This window comes from Nocardia sp. NPDC059180 (assembly GCF_042754945.1).
Lineage (GTDB): Bacteria > Actinomycetota > Actinomycetes > Mycobacteriales > Mycobacteriaceae > Nocardia.
Genome location: NZ_JBHZBU010000004.1, coordinates 282404 through 299409, shown reverse-complemented (window position 1 = coordinate 299409; position 17006 = coordinate 282404). Strand labels below are relative to the sequence as shown.

Here is a 17006-nt window from a genome sequence, read left to right as displayed (position 1 = left end):
TATGACGCAAACGGCGCAGACGCCGTCCACGCAGCGCATCGGCGAAGTGGACATGCTGCGCGGTTTCGCGCTGTTCGGGATCATGGTCACCAATGCCGCCGTGCTGACCATGCTGTTGTCGTTCACCGGGCCGAATTCCGATCCGGTGCCGCTGTTCGACGGAACATGGGACCGCCTCGCCTACGGGATCATCTACGGACTGTTCCTCGGCAAGTTCTATCTACTGTTCGCGTTCCTGTTCGGATACTCGTTCACGCTGCAGATCACTGCTGCCGAACGCGCCGGTGCCGCACCTGTTCCGCGGCTGCTGCGCCGGTGTGCGGCGCTGCTGCTGATCGGCGTCGCGCATGTGTGCTTCTTGTGGATCGGCGACATCCTCACCCTGTACGCGGTGCTGTGCGCAATTCTGTTGCTGCTCCGCAAGATTCGGCCCCGCACGGCCGTCATCACGGGCGTGGTGCTGTATGTACTGTTCGCGTCGCTCGCATTCGCGCCGGGTAGCGGCAGCGACATCGGCGGGCTCGGCCAGATCCTCGACCTGGAGGCCATTCGCACCGGATTCCTCGGCGGCGTCACCGACGCCTTCACCACACAACTCGACACCGGGCCGAAGTTCATGCTGTTCACCTTCTTCAGTCAAGGCTTCACCAGTATGGGCATGTTCTTGATCGGCATGGCCGCGGGCAAGGTGCGGTTGTTCGAGGACCCCGAGCGACTGAGCCGGTGGACTCCGCGCGCCTTGTTGATCGGGGCCGTGGTCGGTCTGCCGATATCGATCGCCACCGTGGTCGTGCGCACCTTGCACGGGGAAGTGCCGACCTACCTGTTCGGTATCCAGGAACTGATCAACCCCGTGATGACCATGTTCTACATCGCCGTAATCATCTGGATGGCGCATTCGGGCCGTGCGGCTGCGCTGCGCCCGATGACACCGGCCGGGCGCATGGCCGCGAGCAATTACATCGGCCAATCCGTGGTGATGGCTGTTCTGTTCACCGGTTACGGGTTCGCCCTCGGCGACCGCGTCCCACCCTTCGCGGTACTCGCGATCGCCGTCGTCACCTATCTGGCCCAGCTGTGGATCAGCGAACGCTGGTTGCGCGGGCATCGGTACGGGCCGGTGGAATGGGTACTGAGGGCAGCGACCTACCGGAAATGGCCGGCGTGGCGGCAGTCCGAACCCACCGCGGACGTCCGAGCGGGCGCCGCACCATGAACCCGGAGCGCAGCCCGGTTGCAATCACCGAATATCGGGCGTGTACTGGGATATGACGGCAGGTCGGCGAACCGACCGGGCGCCGTCTTCGTTCACCTGAAAACGGATCGACCTCATGATCATTCTCGGAGCTGTGCTTCTCATCGCCGGACTGATATTCGGCATCTCTGTGCTCACAACGATCGGGATCATCATCCTGATCATCGGCGCCGTGCTGTTCCTGCTCGGCAGCGTCGGCCGACCTGTCTATGGCAGACGCCACTACTACTGACTCAACGCTCAACACGCGAGTTCGAGGAGGGCGCGATGCGGCGCCTGTTGATGATCGCGGTGGTCATCTGGTTGCTCATCGGCGCGCTGGCCGCTGGTCAGCGCGGCTATTTCACCGACCGGGAACAGAATTGCGCGAGTATCGGGACGGTCGCGGTGACGGTCATCGCCGGACCGCTGAACTATGCGGGAATCAATCCCAAGGTGAGTGACTGCGAGCTGCCACAGCCGAGCCCCTGATACTTCGGGCCTGCACCGCGAGCGAACGGCCGAGCGCGTCCGGTATGCCGGCCGAGACTCAGTGCCGCGGATGCACCCATGCTCGGCGCGCGCCGACCGACGTCGACGCGGCCAGGGCCACCCACACCGTCGTGGTGACAGCCACCAGCATCGCGGGCCGGTCATTGATGATCTGCAAGAGGATCGACGCCGCGAGGATCCCAAGCGCGAGGACGGACAGCACGATGCCGACGCGAGTAACCGGTGCCATCGGTCCATTGTCCAACCTCCGTTCACCCGGCTACACCCGTTGGTGGTAAACAGCACACCTGCCGAGCCGAATTAGAACGTGTTCTATATTTAGGGAGACTGTTCCGGCGATCCCTCGGGAGTTCACGCGATGTACCAGTGGTCCGACGAAGACCTGATGTTCCGCGACGCAGTGCGCGGGTTCATCGACAAGGAGCTCAAACCCCACGTCGACCAGCTGGAAAGCGGCGCGCTGCCGCCGTTCGACATCATCCGCAAGCTGTATGCGACCTTCGGCCTGGACGAGATGGCGCGGGAAGGGCTGGAGAAGTCGCTGGCCCGGGAGGAAGCCGGCACCACGGGTAAGTCGGGTGGCGGGTTCAGCGGGGCGGGCAGCATGGGCGTCATCCTCAATAGCGAGCTCGCCGGAGTCAGCCTGGGCATGGTGGCGTCGATGGGCGTGAGCCTCGGGCTCACCGTCGGCACCATTCGCAGCCGCGGCACGCTCGCGCAGAAGAAGCGCTGGCTGCCCGAGCTGGTCACCATGGAGAAGGTCGGCGCATGGGCGATCACCGAACCGGATTCGGGTTCGGACGCGTTCGGCGGCATGAAGTCCTACGTGCGCCGCGACGGCGAGGACTACCTCCTCAACGGGCAGAAGACCTTCATCACCAACGGCCCCTACGCCGACGTGACCGTCGTCTACGCGAAGCTGGACGAGCAAGACGGCACCGACCGGCGCGACCGCAAGGTCCTGACCTTCGTGCTCGACAAGGGCATGCCCGGCTTCACCCAGAGCCCGCCGTTCAAGAAGATGGGCATGAACTCCTCCCCCACCGGCGAGCTGTTCTTCGACAACGTCCGCATCACCCCGGACCGCCTGCTCGGCGAAACCGAGAACCCGGCCAAGGGTGACGGCAAGGACAGCGCCAAAGAATCCTTCGCCGCCGAACGCATCGGCATCGCCTCGCTGGCGCTCGGCATCATCAACGAATGTCACCGCCTCTGCGTCGATTACGCGAAGTCGCGCAAGCTGTGGGGCAAGGAGATCGCCCAGTTCCAGCTCATCCAGCTCAAACTCGCCGAGATGGAGATCGCCCGAATCAACGTGCAGAACATGGTGTTCAACGCCATCGAGCGCACCGCAGCGGGTGAAAAGGTCTCCCTCGCCGAGGCTTCGGCGATGAAGCTGTACTCCTCCCGCGCCGCGACCGAGGTCGCCATGGAAGCCGTCCAGCTCTTCGGCGGCAACGGGTACATGGCCGAATACAAGGTCGAACAGCTCGCCCGCGACGCCAAGTCGCTGATGATCTACGCGGGGAGCAACGAAATTCAGGTGACGCACATCGCCAAGGGGTTGATCGCCGGGTAGCCCGCGCGACATCTCCTACCCAGAACTCTCCGGGACCGGCTACGGGTCCCGGAGAGTTCTGCTTTTCGGGCCACGGAATTGATCTTTACCGCCTTGCCCTTGGGGCGGCATGTGCGTGCTAGCACGTACATCGTTCCGCGTTGACACGGAAGCGATGCTCGCCGGTACAGCCATAACCTGAGATCGCACATGGGAATGAGCTCTGGTTCTTTCCCGCGAAACCACCATCCCGAGCCCTTTTCAGCGCCTTCGGGAAATCAGGGAAAGTGATTCCTATGAGCGGCGAGACCGACCTTATTACTGAGTTCGAGCAGCCCGACGTAATTATCTTGCCGAACTTCGAGGATCGAGAGCAGGACGTCCACGAGCAACTCGAAGAGGCCGAGCGAGCTTACGAAGAGGCCCAACGAGAGCATGACGAGACCCTCGAAATATCGCGTAGCTACGACGAAGACGTCGAAAATATCAACGAGCAGGTCCGTAACCACGACGACCGTTATCCCCACCTGGACAGAGACGAATGGAATAGAGAGCACGACAGGCTTCAGGGGAATCGGGACCACATTCGAAAACAGGCCGATAACTGGAAGGAAAGACTCCGCGACGCCGAGCGCAAGCTCGAAGAAGCCGAGAAGAAGGTGCGCGAACTACGAAAGAGAGCGGAGGAACAAAGGGCGATCGACGGCCTTGTGCGCAGCATCCAACAGTTCTGGAACCAATGGTGGAAGCGATTGGCGGCGACGCTCGCCATCCTCGGCGCGATCCTTCTGCTCATGGCAGCGGGATACACCGTCACCAAGAACGATCCGGCGCCACCTAAGCCTGCCAACGTCGAGAAGATGCCTGCGGCACCAACCGATAAGAAGACACCGCCCGCAGCCGAGCCCGACCGAGGATCAGAACCGGCTGGTTCCGACAACGATGCCGATGCAGGCCCGCAAGGTAACCCCGGCCCAGCGCCTGCGCCCCCTGCGGGTTCCGGCCCAGCGGCGGACCCGGCGGACCCGGGGTCAGCGCTCCCTGGGGACTCCGGCCCAGCGGCCGATCCGGCGAATCCCGGCCCGGCGCCCGCTCCTGGTTCCGTGCCCGCGGAGGACCCCGGTCCCGCGCCGGATCCTGCACCTGTCGACCAGGGCCAGGGCAACACCGCACCGGCCGACCCGCAGCCCGGCAACTCCGGTGACACCTGGACCCCCGACGTGAACCTCCCCGACGTCGGCGGCGGCACCACCGACGGCTACGTGCCGGGCACAGTCCCCGGAGCCGGAAACCCCGGTCCTGCGGAAATCCCCGGCCTGGGATCCGTACCAGGACTCGGACAAGGACAAGGACAAGGCGACAGCACACCGAAATACCCGGGATTCGGCAACCCGACAGTTCCCAATGGGAACATCCCCGGCCTCGGCGGCGGCACCACCCACGGCTTCGGACAAGGCACAGCCCCCGGCACAGGCACTGGAACCCAGCCGAACTCCGGCTCCAACCAGTCCGGAAACAACAGCGCCGGATCCGGACAGACCGGCGGCGGCATGCTCGGCACGCCGAAGCCGTAGCCAGAGCGGCACACCACACGCAGTCGCGGGCCCGATCGGTCATCCGGTCGGGCCCGGCTGTGTTTCATGTATCGCCAATGTTCACTCACGAACGGCTCAATAGTGCGCGCCCGGGCGAAGCGCGGCCGCGAACCTGCCTGCCAAAGACTGGCCGAACTGCCGTTAGCGCAGGTAGCTGGCTCGTACACTACGAAGATGCGAATCCATCGGCATGCCCTCACGGGCGCCGTCGTGGTCGCCGCCGCGATCGTCGCCCTCGCGCCCTCGACATCGGCCACGCCGCCCTCGGGCGTGACTGTCGAACAACTGGCCCAGGTCGATGTGAGCGGGTTCAGCCCCTTCCCCGCATTGCCGAGCGCCTACGCCTTCCGGCGCATCACGATCGCGCCCGGTGGGACCCTCGGGTGGCACTATCACGACGGCAATGTCCTCGCGGTCGTGACGGCGGGCGAGGTGACGCGATACGAGACGGACTGCCTGCCCACCACGTACTCCGCGGGGCAGGGACTGTCCGAGACCGTCGGCCCCGACCACGTGCACGTCGGCCGCAACCTCGGCACCGAGCCGGCCGTGCTGTACGTCGCGTATCTCAATCGGGCGAGGGAGCCACTGTTCGTGGACGCTCCCGCTCCGGACTGCCTGTAGTCGTAGGCATCGCCTTCGCCCGCGTCCTGCACCGCCGACAGTCCCGACGCCGTGATTCCGTGCCCGCACTCAGGCGCCGAGGCAGGCGTCGGCCCCGCCCGCGGCTAACGTCTCGGCGCTGCAATAGGCGGCCGTCGGGTAATACGGGCCCATCGTGGTGGCCGGGGCGGCGCCGGAGTCCTGGGACGCCTGGATCGAATTCGGATAGAACGCCGCGCTCGGGGTCATGTTGCGCAGGAACAGCACCTTGTCCACATCGGTGCTGCCCCACGGAATCACCGTCACGTTCGGCCCGAGGTTCGCCGGTAGGTCAGTGGGCGCGGCGACCACATAGGTGTAGTGGCCGGATCCGTCGATCGCGGTCTGGAAGTCGGCCGCGCAGGCGACGACGGGGTAGGGCGAGCGCAGGTCGTTCTGGCACATCGACCAGTACCGCACCTGGCTCGGATCGGTCGGCGATTGACCTGCCCTGGTATCGGGGAAGGTAGGCGCCTTGCCGCGCACCACCAGTAGGCGGCCCGGCTGATAGCTGATGCGCGTGCCGACGTACTTGTTGTCGCCGTTCGGGAAGAGACCGGAGGTGCTCGCCGGGTTGCCGAAGGTCGCCTCCGGCGTGTTGCCGGGGAATGCGCCCGAGGCTGCCGCGGCGATCGCACGGTCGAAGGCGGTCTTGGCGACGTCGGCGACCGGGCCGGTGTAGGTGGCCGGGTCGAAAGGTTGTGCGCACGGCTGGGCGGGCACCTGGGTGCCCGCGAGCGAGAGCTTCACCTCCGGCAGTGGAATGCCGCCGCTGAGCGAGGCCGGGTCGTCCGGAACATAGACCCGGACGATGACAAAGCCGATCGGGGTGCTCTGCCCACTCGCGACCGCCTGCAACTCGTTGCGGCCGTGGTCGGCCGGGCCGTTGACCAACCGGGCGTGCCACCGCTGCTGCGACGCGGGCAGCGACGCGGCGGAGGCATCGACGAACGGGTTGGCGCTGCCAGGGTCGGCGACGATCTGGTTGTCGCGCAACGTATCCACCGTGTCGAGGTCGGTTCCGTAAGTGTTCAGCGAGAAGTACCGGGCGGCCGGATAGGTACCGGATAACTCGATCGAGTCCCCCGGCCCCAGCGCGTACGGCATCAGCCAGTACGTCGAGTTCGCGTCGGGGAATGCCACATTCAGCACCGTGCTGTTGGACATGAACCGCCACGCGCACAGCGGCGAGTCCGGCGGGTCCGCCGAAGCCGGCGCGGCAAACCCGACCCCGGCCAGAATCATGGCCAACGCACAAACTATTCGGACGATCAGCGCCACAACCGACTGCATGACGATCCCTTCGCTGCGCTCCAGCTGTCGAAGAATCCGTGCGTCCACGTCACCGTGGCCGTCTGCCTCATCAATATGGTGCCACCAGCGAGCAGCCCATGTGCGTGCTAGCACGTAAATCGTTGCGCGTTGACACGGAAGCGATGCTCGCCGGTACGGCCATAGCCTGAGAACGCAAATGGGAACGAGCGGCTGTTCTTTCCCGTGAAACTACTATCCGGAGCCTTGTTCAGCGTCTTCGGTATGTCAGGGAAAGTGATTCCGATGAGTGACGATGTCGCCGTTGTAGCCAATGTCTGCTTGATCGAAGACGAGGAAGAAAAGGATGTCTTCGAGCAGCTCGAAGACGCCGAGCGAGCTTATGAAGAGGCCAAACAAGAGCGCGACAAGCTGCGCGAGATCTCGAATGACTACGACGAAGGCATCGAAAACCTCGAGGAGCAGATTCGACACCACGATACGCACTACTTCAACAGAGACGGAGAATATCCGGGATTCACTCAAGACGAATCGCACCTGACCGCATGGCTGTACACCGAGGAACGCTACGCCGATTGGAAGGCGGAGCACGAGAGGCTTCAGGAAAATCTCGAATTCATTCGGGAACGGGATATTTACTGGAAGGACAGACTCCGTGACGCCGAGCGCAAGCTCGAAGAGGCCGAGAAAAAGGTGCGCGAACTACGAAAAAAGGCGGAAGAGCAAAGGACGATCGACAGCCTGATGCGAAGCATCCAGCGGGTGTGGGCCCGCTGGTGGAAGCGGCTGGCGGCGGCGCTCGCCATTCTCGGCGCGATCCTTCTGCTCATGGCAGCGGGATACACCGTCACCAAGAACGATCCGGCGCCGCCGAAGCCTGCCAACGTCGAGAAGATGCCCGCGGCGCCGGCCGATCAGAAGGCGCCTCCGCCCGCCGAGCCCGACCGAGGATCACAACCGGCTGGTGCCGACTCGGGACAGGAAGGTAACCCGGGCCCAGCGCCCGCTGCGGGCGCCGGCCCTGCGGCGGACCCCGCGGCCCCGGAGCCGGCGGCCCCGAACTCGGCTCCCGCTGGAGATTCCGGCCAAGCAGCGGACCCGGCAAATCCCGGCCCGGCGCCCGCTCCTGGTTCCGTGCCCGCGGAGGACCCCGGTCCCGCGCCGGATCCTGCACCTGTCGACCAGGGCCAGGGCAACACCGCACCGGCCGACCCGCAGCCCGGCAACTCCGGTAACACCTGGACCCCCGACGTGAACCTCCCCGACGTCGGCGGCGGCACCACCGACGGCTACGTGCCGGGCACAGTCCCCGGAGCCGGAAACCCCGGTCCTGCGGAAATCCCCGGCCTGGGATCCGTACCAGGACTCGGACAAGGACAAGGACAAGGCCAGGGCCAGGGCCAGGGCCACAGCACACCGAAATACCCGGGACTCGGCAACCCGACAGTCCCCAATGGGAACATCCCCGGCCTCGGCGGCACCACCCACGGCTTCGGACAAGGCACAGCCCCCGGCACAGGCACTGGAACCCAGCCGAACTCCGGCTCCAACCAGTCCGGAAACAACAGCGCCGGATCCGGACAGACCGGCGGCATGTTGGGTACGCCGAAACCGTAAACACCTGACGAAGCAGCGACCACTCACAACTACCGTGTGCTCGATCGGTCATCCGATCGGGCACACGGTCGCACAGGTTCTCTACCCGCGGCCGCTCGGTGCCCGCCAGCGCGATTCGGACAGAGTCCACACGACTGGTCAGGCGTAGCAATGCCGAGCTCACGGCGACCTACGGTGAGGGCAGCATCTGCGACACGCACCTCGGGCCGTCTCGGGGCGGTGCACGAGGTGATGTGGTTCGAATGGACCGGGGCGAAAGATGCTGCGGTCTCACTGCGGACCGAAACGGCCGACCCGGCAAACAGCGCGCACCGAGATAGCGATCTACCTGCACCGATACCGGTGCCCCCAGTGGGACTCGAACCCACACTTGGCGGATTTTAAGTCCGCTGCCTCTGCCAATTGGGCTATAGGGGCGTCGGCTCACCCTACCGACTCGTACGGGTGTACCGGAATCCCCCGGGGCGGGGAGGGTGGGTCAGGTGGTGGGGTCGGATTGGATTGTTTGGCAGGTTTCGACCAGGACATCGGCGGCCAGGAGGCCGGAATCGTTGGCGGTTTCCCGGATTTCGGCCGAGAGGGCCGGGTCGGTGGTGACGGCGCAGAGGGCTATCTGGAGGGCTTCGCCGAGCAGGGCTAGATGGCGGGCGATGGCGAGTTCGTCGGCGTCGGAATTCACCTCGTCCAAGCCGACGGGCTGGGCGTCGGACTGGATGCGGTAGCGACGCAGGGTGTCCTCGCCGAGGACCTTCATGAACTCCACCGACGCCGCCAGGCAGCGGTTGTTGGCGACGCGGTATTCGGTGCGGTCGGACACCCGCTCGATGAGGACCGCGGCGATGGTCGCGGCGGTGAACATGCCGTCGCAGACCCGGGCAGGCGCCGCCTCGGGCGGGCCGGGCGGCGCATCGGCCAGCCCGGTCGTCACCGCGTCGATCCAGCGGATGACCAGGTCGGTCCCGGAATGGTCGACGGCGCGGGCGGGTGGTTCCGCCCGGCGCCTGCGTCGCCATGGATTGCGCATCGTGTCACCCCTTGTCTGAGACGGACTTCCCGAGCACCGAATGCCGCTTGCCGTATGCGAAGTACACCACCAAACCGAGCGCCATCCACACAACGAAACGCAGCCAGGTTTCCACCGACAGGTTCAGCATCAGCCACAGGCAGGCCAGCACGGCCAGAATCGGCAGCAACGGCACGAGCGGCACCTTGAAACCGCGCGGCAGATCCGGGCGGGTGCGCCGCAGCACCAGCACACCGATGGAGACCAGCACGAACGCGAACAGCGTTCCGATATTGACCATTTCCTCGAGGGTGCCGAACTCGACGAAACCGGCGAGCACCGCACACACGATGCCGACGATCACGGTGATCCGCACCGGCGTGCCGCGGTTGCCGGTGTGGGCCAGTTTGCGCGGCATCAGGCCATCACGCGACATGGCGAACAGCACGCGGGTCTGGCCGAGCAGCATCACCATGACGACGGTGGTCAGGCCTGCCAATGCGCCGACGGAGATGATGTTCTTCACCCAGGTGTCGCCGTGGATGGCGAACGCGGTCGCCAGCGTCGCGTCGTCACCGGCGAGATCGGTGTAGGGCACCATCCCGGTGAGCACCAGCGAGACCGCGACGTAGAGCACCGTGACGATGATCAGCGAGCCGAGGATGCCGCGCGGCATATCGCGCTGCGGGTTCTTGGTCTCCTCCGCGGCCGTGGCGACGACGTCGAAACCGATGAACGCGAAGAACACCAGGCTCGCCGCCGCGAGTAGGCCGTACCAGCCGAAGGTGCTGTTGCCCGCGCCGGTGAGGTAGGAGAACAGCGTCTGGTGAATGCCTTCGCCGCCTTCACCCGGCTTGGATTCCGGGACGTAAGGCGTCAGGTTGTCGGAGTCGAAGTAGGTCACACCGATCACCAGCACCAGCGCGATGACGCCGAGCTTGATGGCAACGGCCACCGCCGACACCCGCGACGACAGCTTGGTGCCGATCGCGATCAACGTGGTGAGCACCGCGATGAGCAGCACCGCACCCCAGTCGAAGTCGATCGAACCGATATGCAGGATCGGTGAGCGCGAACCCATCAGCTCACCCAGATACTGCGACCACCCCTTGGACACCACCGCCGCGGCCAGCGCGAACTCCAGGATGAGGTCCCAGCCGATGATCCAGGCCGCCAGCTCGCCGAAAGTCGCGTAGGAGAAGGTGTAGGCGCTGCCCGCCACCGGGACGGTCGAGGCGAACTCGGCGTAGCACAGGGCGGTCAACGCGCAGGCGACGGCGGCGAAGACGAAGGCCAGCGACACCGATGGTCCCGCGACATTGCCCGCGGTGCGTGCGGTGAGGGTGAAGATGCCCGCGCCGACGACGACGGCGACGCCGAAGATCGTCAGGTCCCACGCGGTGAGTTCCTTGCGGAGTTTCGAATCCGGCTCGTCGGTGTCGCGGATCGACTGTTCCACGCTCTTGGTGCGCCACAACTGGTGGCGGCTGGTCGGTATCGCCACGGCGATCTCCTTCGTGTCGAGGTCTCCAGGTGGATGGTCAGTGGACGCCTTGCATATGCCTGCTCACCCAGGGCGAGAGGCCGGCGACAACCAGACCGGCGAGGATCGCGACCGCGCCGATGATGCCGAAGTAAGCGAACTCGTGTGCCGGATCGTAGTAGCGAGCGAGGGTGCCCGACATCGAAGTGCCGAGACCGACGGAGAAGAAGTACAGCGCCATCATCTGCGCACGGAACACTTCGGGCGCGAGCTGGGTGGTGACGGCGAGGCCGATCGGCGAGATCAGCAGCTCCGACACCGCGAACACGCCCATGATGAACAGCACCACCAGCGCGGGCACAGCGCGGCCCGTGGTCTGCGACATCGGTGTGAACAGCCAGAAGGCCAGGCCCATGCCGATCACACCGAGCGCGAACTTGCGCGGTGTGCTGGGCGCGCGTGACCCGAGTTTGGTCCACATCAGCGCGAACAGCGGCGAGAGCACGATGATCCACACCGGCTCGACCGAGCCGATCCAGCTCGACGGTGCGGTCCAGCCGAAGATGTTCCAGTCCATCCGCTCATCGGAGTAGACCGCGAGCACGGTGAAGATCTGCTGGAACAGCGACCAGAACACGGCGTTGGCGATGAACAGCGGGATGAACGCGCGCACCCGGCTGCGTTCGATCGCGCTGACTTTGGAGTCGGTCAGCATGACCACGAAGTAGGCGATCGAGGCCAACGCGATGACCCCGGTGGTGACGTCGGCGAGGTTGTCCAGCGTCACCAGTCCGGTGACGACCGCCAGGACGATGATCACCGCAGCCGCGGCGACCAACCCGAGCACCTTGCCGACCGCGCTGCGCGGGAGCGGATCGGGCACCTGCCTGCCTGCGGTGCCGAGATTGCGGCGGAACACCACGTACTGGGTGAGCCCGAGCGCCATGCCGATGGCCGCGGCGGCGAAGCCCGCGTGGAAACCCCATTCCCGTTGCAGCAATCCGGTCAGCAGCGGTCCGACGAACGCGCCGAGATTGATGCCGAGGTAGAACAGCGTGAAGCCGCCGTCCGTGCGCGGGTCGCCGTGCGGGTAGAGGGTGCCGAGCAGAGACGACGCGTTCGCCTTGAGCGCACCGCTGCCGAGCGCGACCAGCACCAGTCCGACACCGACACCCCCGAGCCCCGGCAGGATGGCCAGCGCGATATGGCCTGCCATCACCACGACGCCGCCGTAGAAGACCGTGCGTTCCATGCCGAGCAACCGGTCGGCGACCCAGCCGCCGAGCACCGTGGACAAATACACCAGGCCGCCGTAGGCCCCGACGATGCCGACCGCGGTGCTCTGCTCCATCCCGAGGCCACCATCGGAGACCGAGTAGTACAGGTAGTACCCGAGGATGGTGAGCATGCCGTAGAAGGAGAACCGCTCCCACATCTCGACACCGAACAGGTTCGTCAACCCGATCGGATGGCCGAACAACGTCCGTTCGGCGGGCGATTGCTCGGTCGTTACTGCATCGGACATGGTCAGACAATCCCACGTTCGGCCGTCGTTCACAGGCATCCACACCGAAATTCCATCGAACCGCGACGTGTTCGCACGATTTCCGCAGGTGCCCTCACCGGCTCGGGCTCACCCGGTGTTCGCCCACGTTGATTAGGCTCGCACTCGGAACACCACACGTGTCCGAGTGCGGGCGGTCGGGCAGGCGGGACGACGAAGGCGGTGCGCTGATGACGGAAGTCGAAGTGACGGTGCCGGTGCCGATCGAGCAGGCCTTCGCGGCCCTTGCCGACGGCTGGTTGTACGCGAGCTGGGTGGTCGGCGCCTCGCATATCCGGGTGGTCGACCGCAACTGGCCCGCGGTCGGCACCCGCATCCATCACAGCGTCGGCCTGTGGCCGCTGACCATGCAGGACGTCACCAAGGTCAGCGCCGTCGAGCCACCGCGCATGCTGGAACTGGACGCGCGGCTGTGGTTGATCGGTGCCGCGTGGATCCGTTTCGAACTGGACGAACCCCAGCCGCGGGTGACCCAGATCCGGATGTTCGAACGGGCGGCCCGCGGACCGGGAGCGTTCGTGCCCGGCTTCGCGCAGGACCTCGTGTTCACACCGCGCAATCAGGAATCACTGGACCGGCTCGCCCACCTGATCATCGGTCGGTCCGAAGGCCATATGTGAACTGGATTCCCATCTGTGCGTGGTCCCGTATCTTCCGCTGGGACAACGATTCTGGGTAGCCTCTCCCCTGAACAGTTGTTACGGGAGGGAATACACATGCGTTTCGCAACAGCAACGGCCGGCGCTGGCGTGGCAGCTATCGCCACACTGGCCGTCACATTCGCGGCCCCGGCGGCACAGGCCGCCCCACTGGGTTACGTGACCTGCGGTGCGACACCGGTCGGGTCGCGATTGGATGTCACCTGCACCAATACCGACGTCGGCGCGGGCACCGGGACACTCATCGGACTGTGCAGCAATGTGCGCATCCTGTACGAGGCCCATTTCCGGCTTGCGGGCAGTTCCTCGGGCACCTTCAGCCAGGATTGCGGCCCGGGTGCGCAGCCGATCTGGTGGCACACACCGGGCATCACCGATTACCAGCAGATGATGCAGAACAGGAACGACTGAGGCGATTCAGGCGATCGACATCGCGATGCCGTCGAGGATGTCGTGCTCGCTGACCACCAACTCGGTGATACCTGCGCGGCGCGACAACTCCTCCGACAGCACCTCGGCGATGACGGCGCCGCCACCGATGACGTCCACCCGACCCGGATGCATGGGGCCGAGTGCTGCGCGCTGATCGTGGTTCATTCCGATGAGGCGGTCGCAGACGGTGTGCAGTTCGTCGAGCGTCAGCCGGGTGAGATGCACTCGCTCCGAATCGTATTCGGGCAGGTCGAGTGCGACGGCGGCGATCGTGGTCATGGTGCCTGCCACGCCGACCCACGTGTGCGCCGAATCGACGGGCACGTGGGTGAAGGCGTCGTCGAGCCGTTCGGCAGCGAAAGCGCGTGCGGCGCTGACCTGTTCGGCGTCGGGCGGGTTACCGGGCAGGCAGCGTTCGGTGATCCGGACACAGCCGATATCGGCGGAGTAGGCGGCATGCACGCCGTCGCTGTCGCCGACCACCAGTTCGGTGGAGCCGCCACCCAGATCGACGACGACGAACGGGCCCTTGTCGCCGGACAATTCACCGACCGCGCCGGAGAACGACAGCCGCGCCTCCTCGTCACCGGTGATGACCTCGGCCTCGGCGCCCGCCACCACGGCGCCGAGTTCGGCGCGGGTCATGGCGAAGAAATCCTCGCGGTTGGCGGCGTCACGGGTGGCCGAGGTGGCGACCATACGTACCCGGGCGACCTGGTGTTCGCGCATGAGCGCCACATAGTCGGCGAGGGCGACGCGGGTGCGTTCGATAGCTTCGGGTGCGAGCCTGCCGGTGGCGTCGACACCCTGGCCCAGGCGCACGATCCGCATCTCACGATGTACGTCGGTGAGCTTGCCGTCGGGCCCGACATCGGCGATCAGCAGACGGATCGAATTCGTGCCGCAGTCGACGGCGGCGACCCTGTCACTCATTACCTGTCTCCTCGCGCTCGAACCTCGGCCAATCGGCCGGGACCGCGGTGCCGCGCAGCCCATGCTCGGCCGCGAGCGCGACTGCCTCGTCACCGAACGGGTTGACCCCGGGCCCCTTTGCCAGCGAATGCGCGATCAGCACGTGCAGGCATTTGACCCGCTCGGGCATGCCACCGCCGGTGAAATCGGTGCCGAGCGATTCGATGGCGTTACGTTCGGCGAGGTAGCTCTCGTGCGCGGCGCGGTAGGCGGCGGCCAGCTCCGGATCGGTGCCGAGACGTTCGGTCATCTCGCGCATCACACCCGCCGATTCCTGCCTGCTGGCCTCCGCGGTGAGCCGCGGGTCGGTCAGGTAGTACAGGGTCGGGAACGGGGTGCCGTCGGGTAGGCGCGGCGCCGTCTTGACCACCGCGGGCAAGCCATCGGGAGTGCGGTAGGCGATGGCGAGCACCCCACGCGGGGTGCGGCCCAGCTGTTCGGCGATGATCCGCAGATCCCGGTCGTCGGGTTCGGTCACCTGGGTCCTTCCGGGTTCGGTGCGGGCGCTGCCGGAGGCGGCGGCGTCGTGGTCACGGGCGCGGGCTCGGGGTTGGGCTGTGGTTCGGACACGCTGCGCCACAGGCCGGTATACCAGGGATCGGGTTCTTTCGATGGTGTCGTCGGGCCGGGACGCGCGGGCGCCTCGATCCCGGGAACCTGCACGATATAGGGCGTTTCACCGGGCGGGACCAGTCGCAGCCGGTCCTTGGCCTCGGACCGGATATAGGCCGGATCCAGCTGCTGGGCCCGGCGATCACGCAAGAAGGCCAGATCGGCCTCCAGCTGTCTGCGTTCCTGGGCCAGCTGGGCGGCCTCGGCGCGCTGACTGAAGTAGGTGCGCATCGGGACCGCGAGGGTGAGCGCCAGTGCGCAGACCACCATCGCCAGGATGACCGCCTTGCCGGTGGACAGCCCGAGGATGGTGCGTTCGGGCGAATCCTTGCCCCTGGTGCTCTTGCGGGCGCCTATCTTGCGCGGCTCGGCCTTGTCGTCGGGACGGCGTCGCGTCGTGCGGCTCGGTGCCGCGGCCCTGCCGTGCTGATCGGCGGCGGGGCGGGAGCGGGCGGTACGCGACGTGCGGCGGTCGCCTCGTCCGGCTGGACTGGTACCACGCGCACGTCGCTCCGTCATATCCCTACTGCCCCATGTTCCGCTGCTGTCAGTCCTCGAACGCGAAACGCGGGAAGGCGACGTCGCCCGCGTAGCGCGCCGAGTCACCGAGGGCGTCCTCGATGCGAAGCAGCTGGTTGTACTTGGCCACACGCTCGCTGCGGGCAGGAGCGCCGGTCTTGATCTGACCGCTGCCGACCGCCACCGCCAGATCGGCGATGGTGGTGTCCTCGGTCTCGCCGGAACGGTGGCTCATCATGGTCTTGTAGCCGTTGCGGTGCGCGAGCTCGACGGCGTCGAGGGTCTCGGTGAGGGTGCCGATCTGGTTGACCTTCACCAGCAGTGCGTTCGCGGCACCCTTGGTGATGCCCTCTTCCAGGCGCTCCGGGTTGGTGACGAACAGGTCGTCGCCGACCAGCTGGATCTTGTCGCCGATCTGATCGGTCAGCGCGACCCAGCCGTCCCAGTCGTCCTCCGACAGCGGGTCCTCGATGGAGACCAGCGGGTAGGCGGTGAGCAGGTCGGCGTAGAACTGGGCCATCTCGGCGGCGGTGCGCACGCTGCCCTCGAACTTGTAGCCCGCGGTGGAGTAGAACTCGGTGGCGGCCACGTCCAGCGCCAGCGCCACATCGCTGCCCAGCTTCAGGCCGGTCTTGGCGATCGCGGTGCTGATCAGGTCCAGCGCCTCACGGGTGCCCGCGACGTCGGGGGCGAAACCGCCCTCGTCGCCGAGGCCGGTGGCAAGGCCCTTGGACTTCAGCACCGACTTGAGTGCGTGGTAGACCTCCGTGCCCCAGCGCAGCGACTCCTTGAAGGTCGGCGCACCGATCGGGGCGACCATGAACTCCTGGACGTCGACGCCGGTGTCGGCGTGCGCGCCACCGTTGAGGATGTTCATCATCGGCACCGGAAGCACATGGGCGTTCGGGCCACCGAGGTAGCGGAACAGCTCCAGGCCGGAGGACTCGGCGGCGGCGCGAGCCACCGACAGCGAGACACCCAGCAGGGCGTTGGCGCCGAGGCGCGACTTGTCCGGGGTGCCGTCCAGGTCGAGCAGGACCTGGTCGACGGTGCGCTGTTCGACGGCGTCCAGACCGATGACGGCGGGCGCGATCTCGTCGAGCACGCCCTCGACGGCCTTCTGCACACCCTTGCCCAGGTAGCGGTCGCCGCCGTCGCGCAGTTCCACCGCCTCGTGCTCACCGGTGGACGCGCCGGACGGTACGGCCGCCCTGGTCAGCGTGCCGTCGTCGAGGGCGATCTCGACCTCGACAGTGGGGTTGCCGCGCGAATCCAGGATCTCGCGAGCTCCGACCTGTTCGATGATGGCCACGAAAACGACACTCCTTCGG

General features: G+C 66.2%; 18 protein-coding genes and 1 tRNA gene. 9 read left to right on the top strand and 10 right to left on the bottom strand.

The window, feature by feature from the left end:
- The first annotated feature begins 1 nt into the window (after position 1).
- The 3 genes from ACFXNW_RS15430 to ACFXNW_RS15420 all read left to right on the top strand — a co-directional run bounded on the left by ACFXNW_RS15430 (position 2) and on the right by ACFXNW_RS15420 (position 1726).
- Positions 2 to 1216 carry a DUF418 domain-containing protein gene (locus tag ACFXNW_RS15430; RefSeq protein ID WP_379418326.1) on the top strand — a complete coding sequence of 405 codons (1215 nt, stop codon included), beginning with the start codon at positions 2 to 4 and terminating at the stop codon, positions 1214 to 1216.
- A gap of 115 nt (positions 1217 to 1331) precedes the next feature.
- Complete coding sequence (locus ACFXNW_RS15425; RefSeq protein ID WP_175583018.1) at positions 1332 to 1487, top strand: DUF6131 family protein; 156 nt, start codon at positions 1332 to 1334, stop codon at positions 1485 to 1487.
- A gap of 35 nt (positions 1488 to 1522) precedes the next feature.
- Positions 1523 to 1726 carry a hypothetical protein gene (locus tag ACFXNW_RS15420; RefSeq protein WP_379418325.1) on the top strand — a complete coding sequence of 68 codons (204 nt, stop codon included), beginning with the start codon at positions 1523 to 1525 and terminating at the stop codon, positions 1724 to 1726.
- 58 nt (positions 1727 to 1784) lie between these two features.
- Here the strand turns inward: ACFXNW_RS15420 and ACFXNW_RS15415 are convergent, their stop codons facing one another.
- Positions 1785 to 1976, bottom strand: coding sequence for a hypothetical protein (locus tag ACFXNW_RS15415; protein ID WP_379418324.1), 192 nt, complete (start codon positions 1974 to 1976; stop codon positions 1785 to 1787).
- 129 nt (positions 1977 to 2105) lie between these two features.
- On the opposite strand from ACFXNW_RS15415, the gene ACFXNW_RS15410 reads away from it, so the two are divergent.
- The 3 genes from ACFXNW_RS15410 (at position 2106) to ACFXNW_RS15400 (ending at position 5524) form a co-directional block, all read left to right on the top strand.
- Positions 2106 to 3326, top strand: coding sequence for an acyl-CoA dehydrogenase family protein (locus ACFXNW_RS15410; protein WP_379418323.1), 1221 nt, complete (start codon positions 2106 to 2108; stop codon positions 3324 to 3326).
- Between the two features lie 275 nt (positions 3327 to 3601).
- Entirely contained in the window at positions 3602 to 4879 is a 1278-nt protein-coding gene (locus tag ACFXNW_RS15405) for a hypothetical protein (protein ID WP_379418322.1), read from the top strand.
- 195 nt (positions 4880 to 5074) lie between these two features.
- The gene (locus ACFXNW_RS15400; protein WP_379418321.1) at positions 5075 to 5524 is read left to right on the top strand and encodes a cupin domain-containing protein; all 450 of its coding nucleotides are present in this window, start codon (positions 5075 to 5077) and stop codon (positions 5522 to 5524) included.
- Positions 5525 to 5593: 69 nt separating this feature from the next.
- Here the strand turns inward: ACFXNW_RS15400 and ACFXNW_RS15395 are convergent, their stop codons facing one another.
- The gene (locus ACFXNW_RS15395) at positions 5594 to 6787 is read right to left on the bottom strand and encodes a hypothetical protein (RefSeq protein WP_379418654.1); all 1194 of its coding nucleotides are present in this window, start codon (positions 6785 to 6787) and stop codon (positions 5594 to 5596) included.
- A 312-nt stretch (positions 6788 to 7099) separates the two neighbouring features.
- On the opposite strand from ACFXNW_RS15395, the gene ACFXNW_RS15390 reads away from it, so the two are divergent.
- Positions 7100 to 8431 (top strand): ATP-binding protein, encoded by a 1332-nt coding sequence (locus ACFXNW_RS15390; RefSeq protein ID WP_379418320.1) that lies wholly within the window; start codon positions 7100 to 7102, stop codon positions 8429 to 8431.
- A gap of 343 nt (positions 8432 to 8774) precedes the next feature.
- Here ACFXNW_RS15390 and ACFXNW_RS15385 read toward each other — a convergent pair.
- From ACFXNW_RS15385 to ACFXNW_RS15370, 4 genes are all read right to left on the bottom strand, one after another.
- Positions 8775 to 8848, bottom strand: a tRNA-Leu gene (locus ACFXNW_RS15385).
- A gap of 61 nt (positions 8849 to 8909) precedes the next feature.
- Positions 8910 to 9455, bottom strand: coding sequence for a hypothetical protein (locus ACFXNW_RS15380; RefSeq protein WP_379418319.1), 546 nt, complete (start codon positions 9453 to 9455; stop codon positions 8910 to 8912).
- 4 nt (positions 9456 to 9459) lie between these two features.
- Positions 9460 to 10938 carry an amino acid permease gene (locus ACFXNW_RS15375; protein ID WP_379418318.1) on the bottom strand — a complete coding sequence of 493 codons (1479 nt, stop codon included), beginning with the start codon at positions 10936 to 10938 and terminating at the stop codon, positions 9460 to 9462.
- A 37-nt stretch (positions 10939 to 10975) separates the two neighbouring features.
- Positions 10976 to 12442: a peptide MFS transporter gene (locus ACFXNW_RS15370; protein ID WP_379418317.1), complete on the bottom strand. Its 1467-nt coding sequence runs from the start codon at positions 12440 to 12442 to the stop codon at positions 10976 to 10978.
- 209 nt (positions 12443 to 12651) lie between these two features.
- Here ACFXNW_RS15370 and ACFXNW_RS15365 point away from each other — a divergent pair, with 209 nt between their 5' ends.
- On the top strand, positions 12652 to 13101 hold the full coding sequence (locus tag ACFXNW_RS15365) for an SRPBCC family protein (RefSeq protein WP_379418316.1): 450 nt from the start codon (positions 12652 to 12654) through the stop codon (positions 13099 to 13101).
- Positions 13102 to 13197: 96 nt separating this feature from the next.
- Positions 13198 to 13551, top strand: a complete 354-nt coding sequence (locus ACFXNW_RS15360) for a hypothetical protein (protein WP_379418315.1) — start codon at positions 13198 to 13200, stop codon at positions 13549 to 13551.
- A gap of 6 nt (positions 13552 to 13557) precedes the next feature.
- On the opposite strand, the gene ACFXNW_RS15355 is transcribed toward ACFXNW_RS15360, so the two are convergent.
- From ACFXNW_RS15355 to eno, 4 genes are read right to left on the bottom strand one after another with little or no spacing between them, the layout of a single operon-like run.
- On the bottom strand, positions 13558 to 14505 hold the full coding sequence (locus ACFXNW_RS15355; RefSeq protein WP_379418314.1) for an exopolyphosphatase: 948 nt from the start codon (positions 14503 to 14505) through the stop codon (positions 13558 to 13560).
- Positions 14498 to 15022, bottom strand: coding sequence for a DUF501 domain-containing protein (locus ACFXNW_RS15350; RefSeq protein ID WP_379418313.1), 525 nt, complete (start codon positions 15020 to 15022; stop codon positions 14498 to 14500). Before ACFXNW_RS15350 ends, ACFXNW_RS15355 begins: the two co-directional genes overlap by 8 nt.
- Entirely contained in the window at positions 15019 to 15675 is a 657-nt protein-coding gene (locus tag ACFXNW_RS15345; protein ID WP_379418312.1) for a septum formation initiator family protein, read from the bottom strand. Before ACFXNW_RS15345 ends, ACFXNW_RS15350 begins: the two co-directional genes overlap by 4 nt.
- 28 nt (positions 15676 to 15703) lie before the next feature.
- The gene (gene eno, locus ACFXNW_RS15340) at positions 15704 to 16987 is read right to left on the bottom strand and encodes a phosphopyruvate hydratase (protein WP_379418311.1); all 1284 of its coding nucleotides are present in this window, start codon (positions 16985 to 16987) and stop codon (positions 15704 to 15706) included.
- Positions 16988 to 17006: the final 19 nt, after the last annotated feature.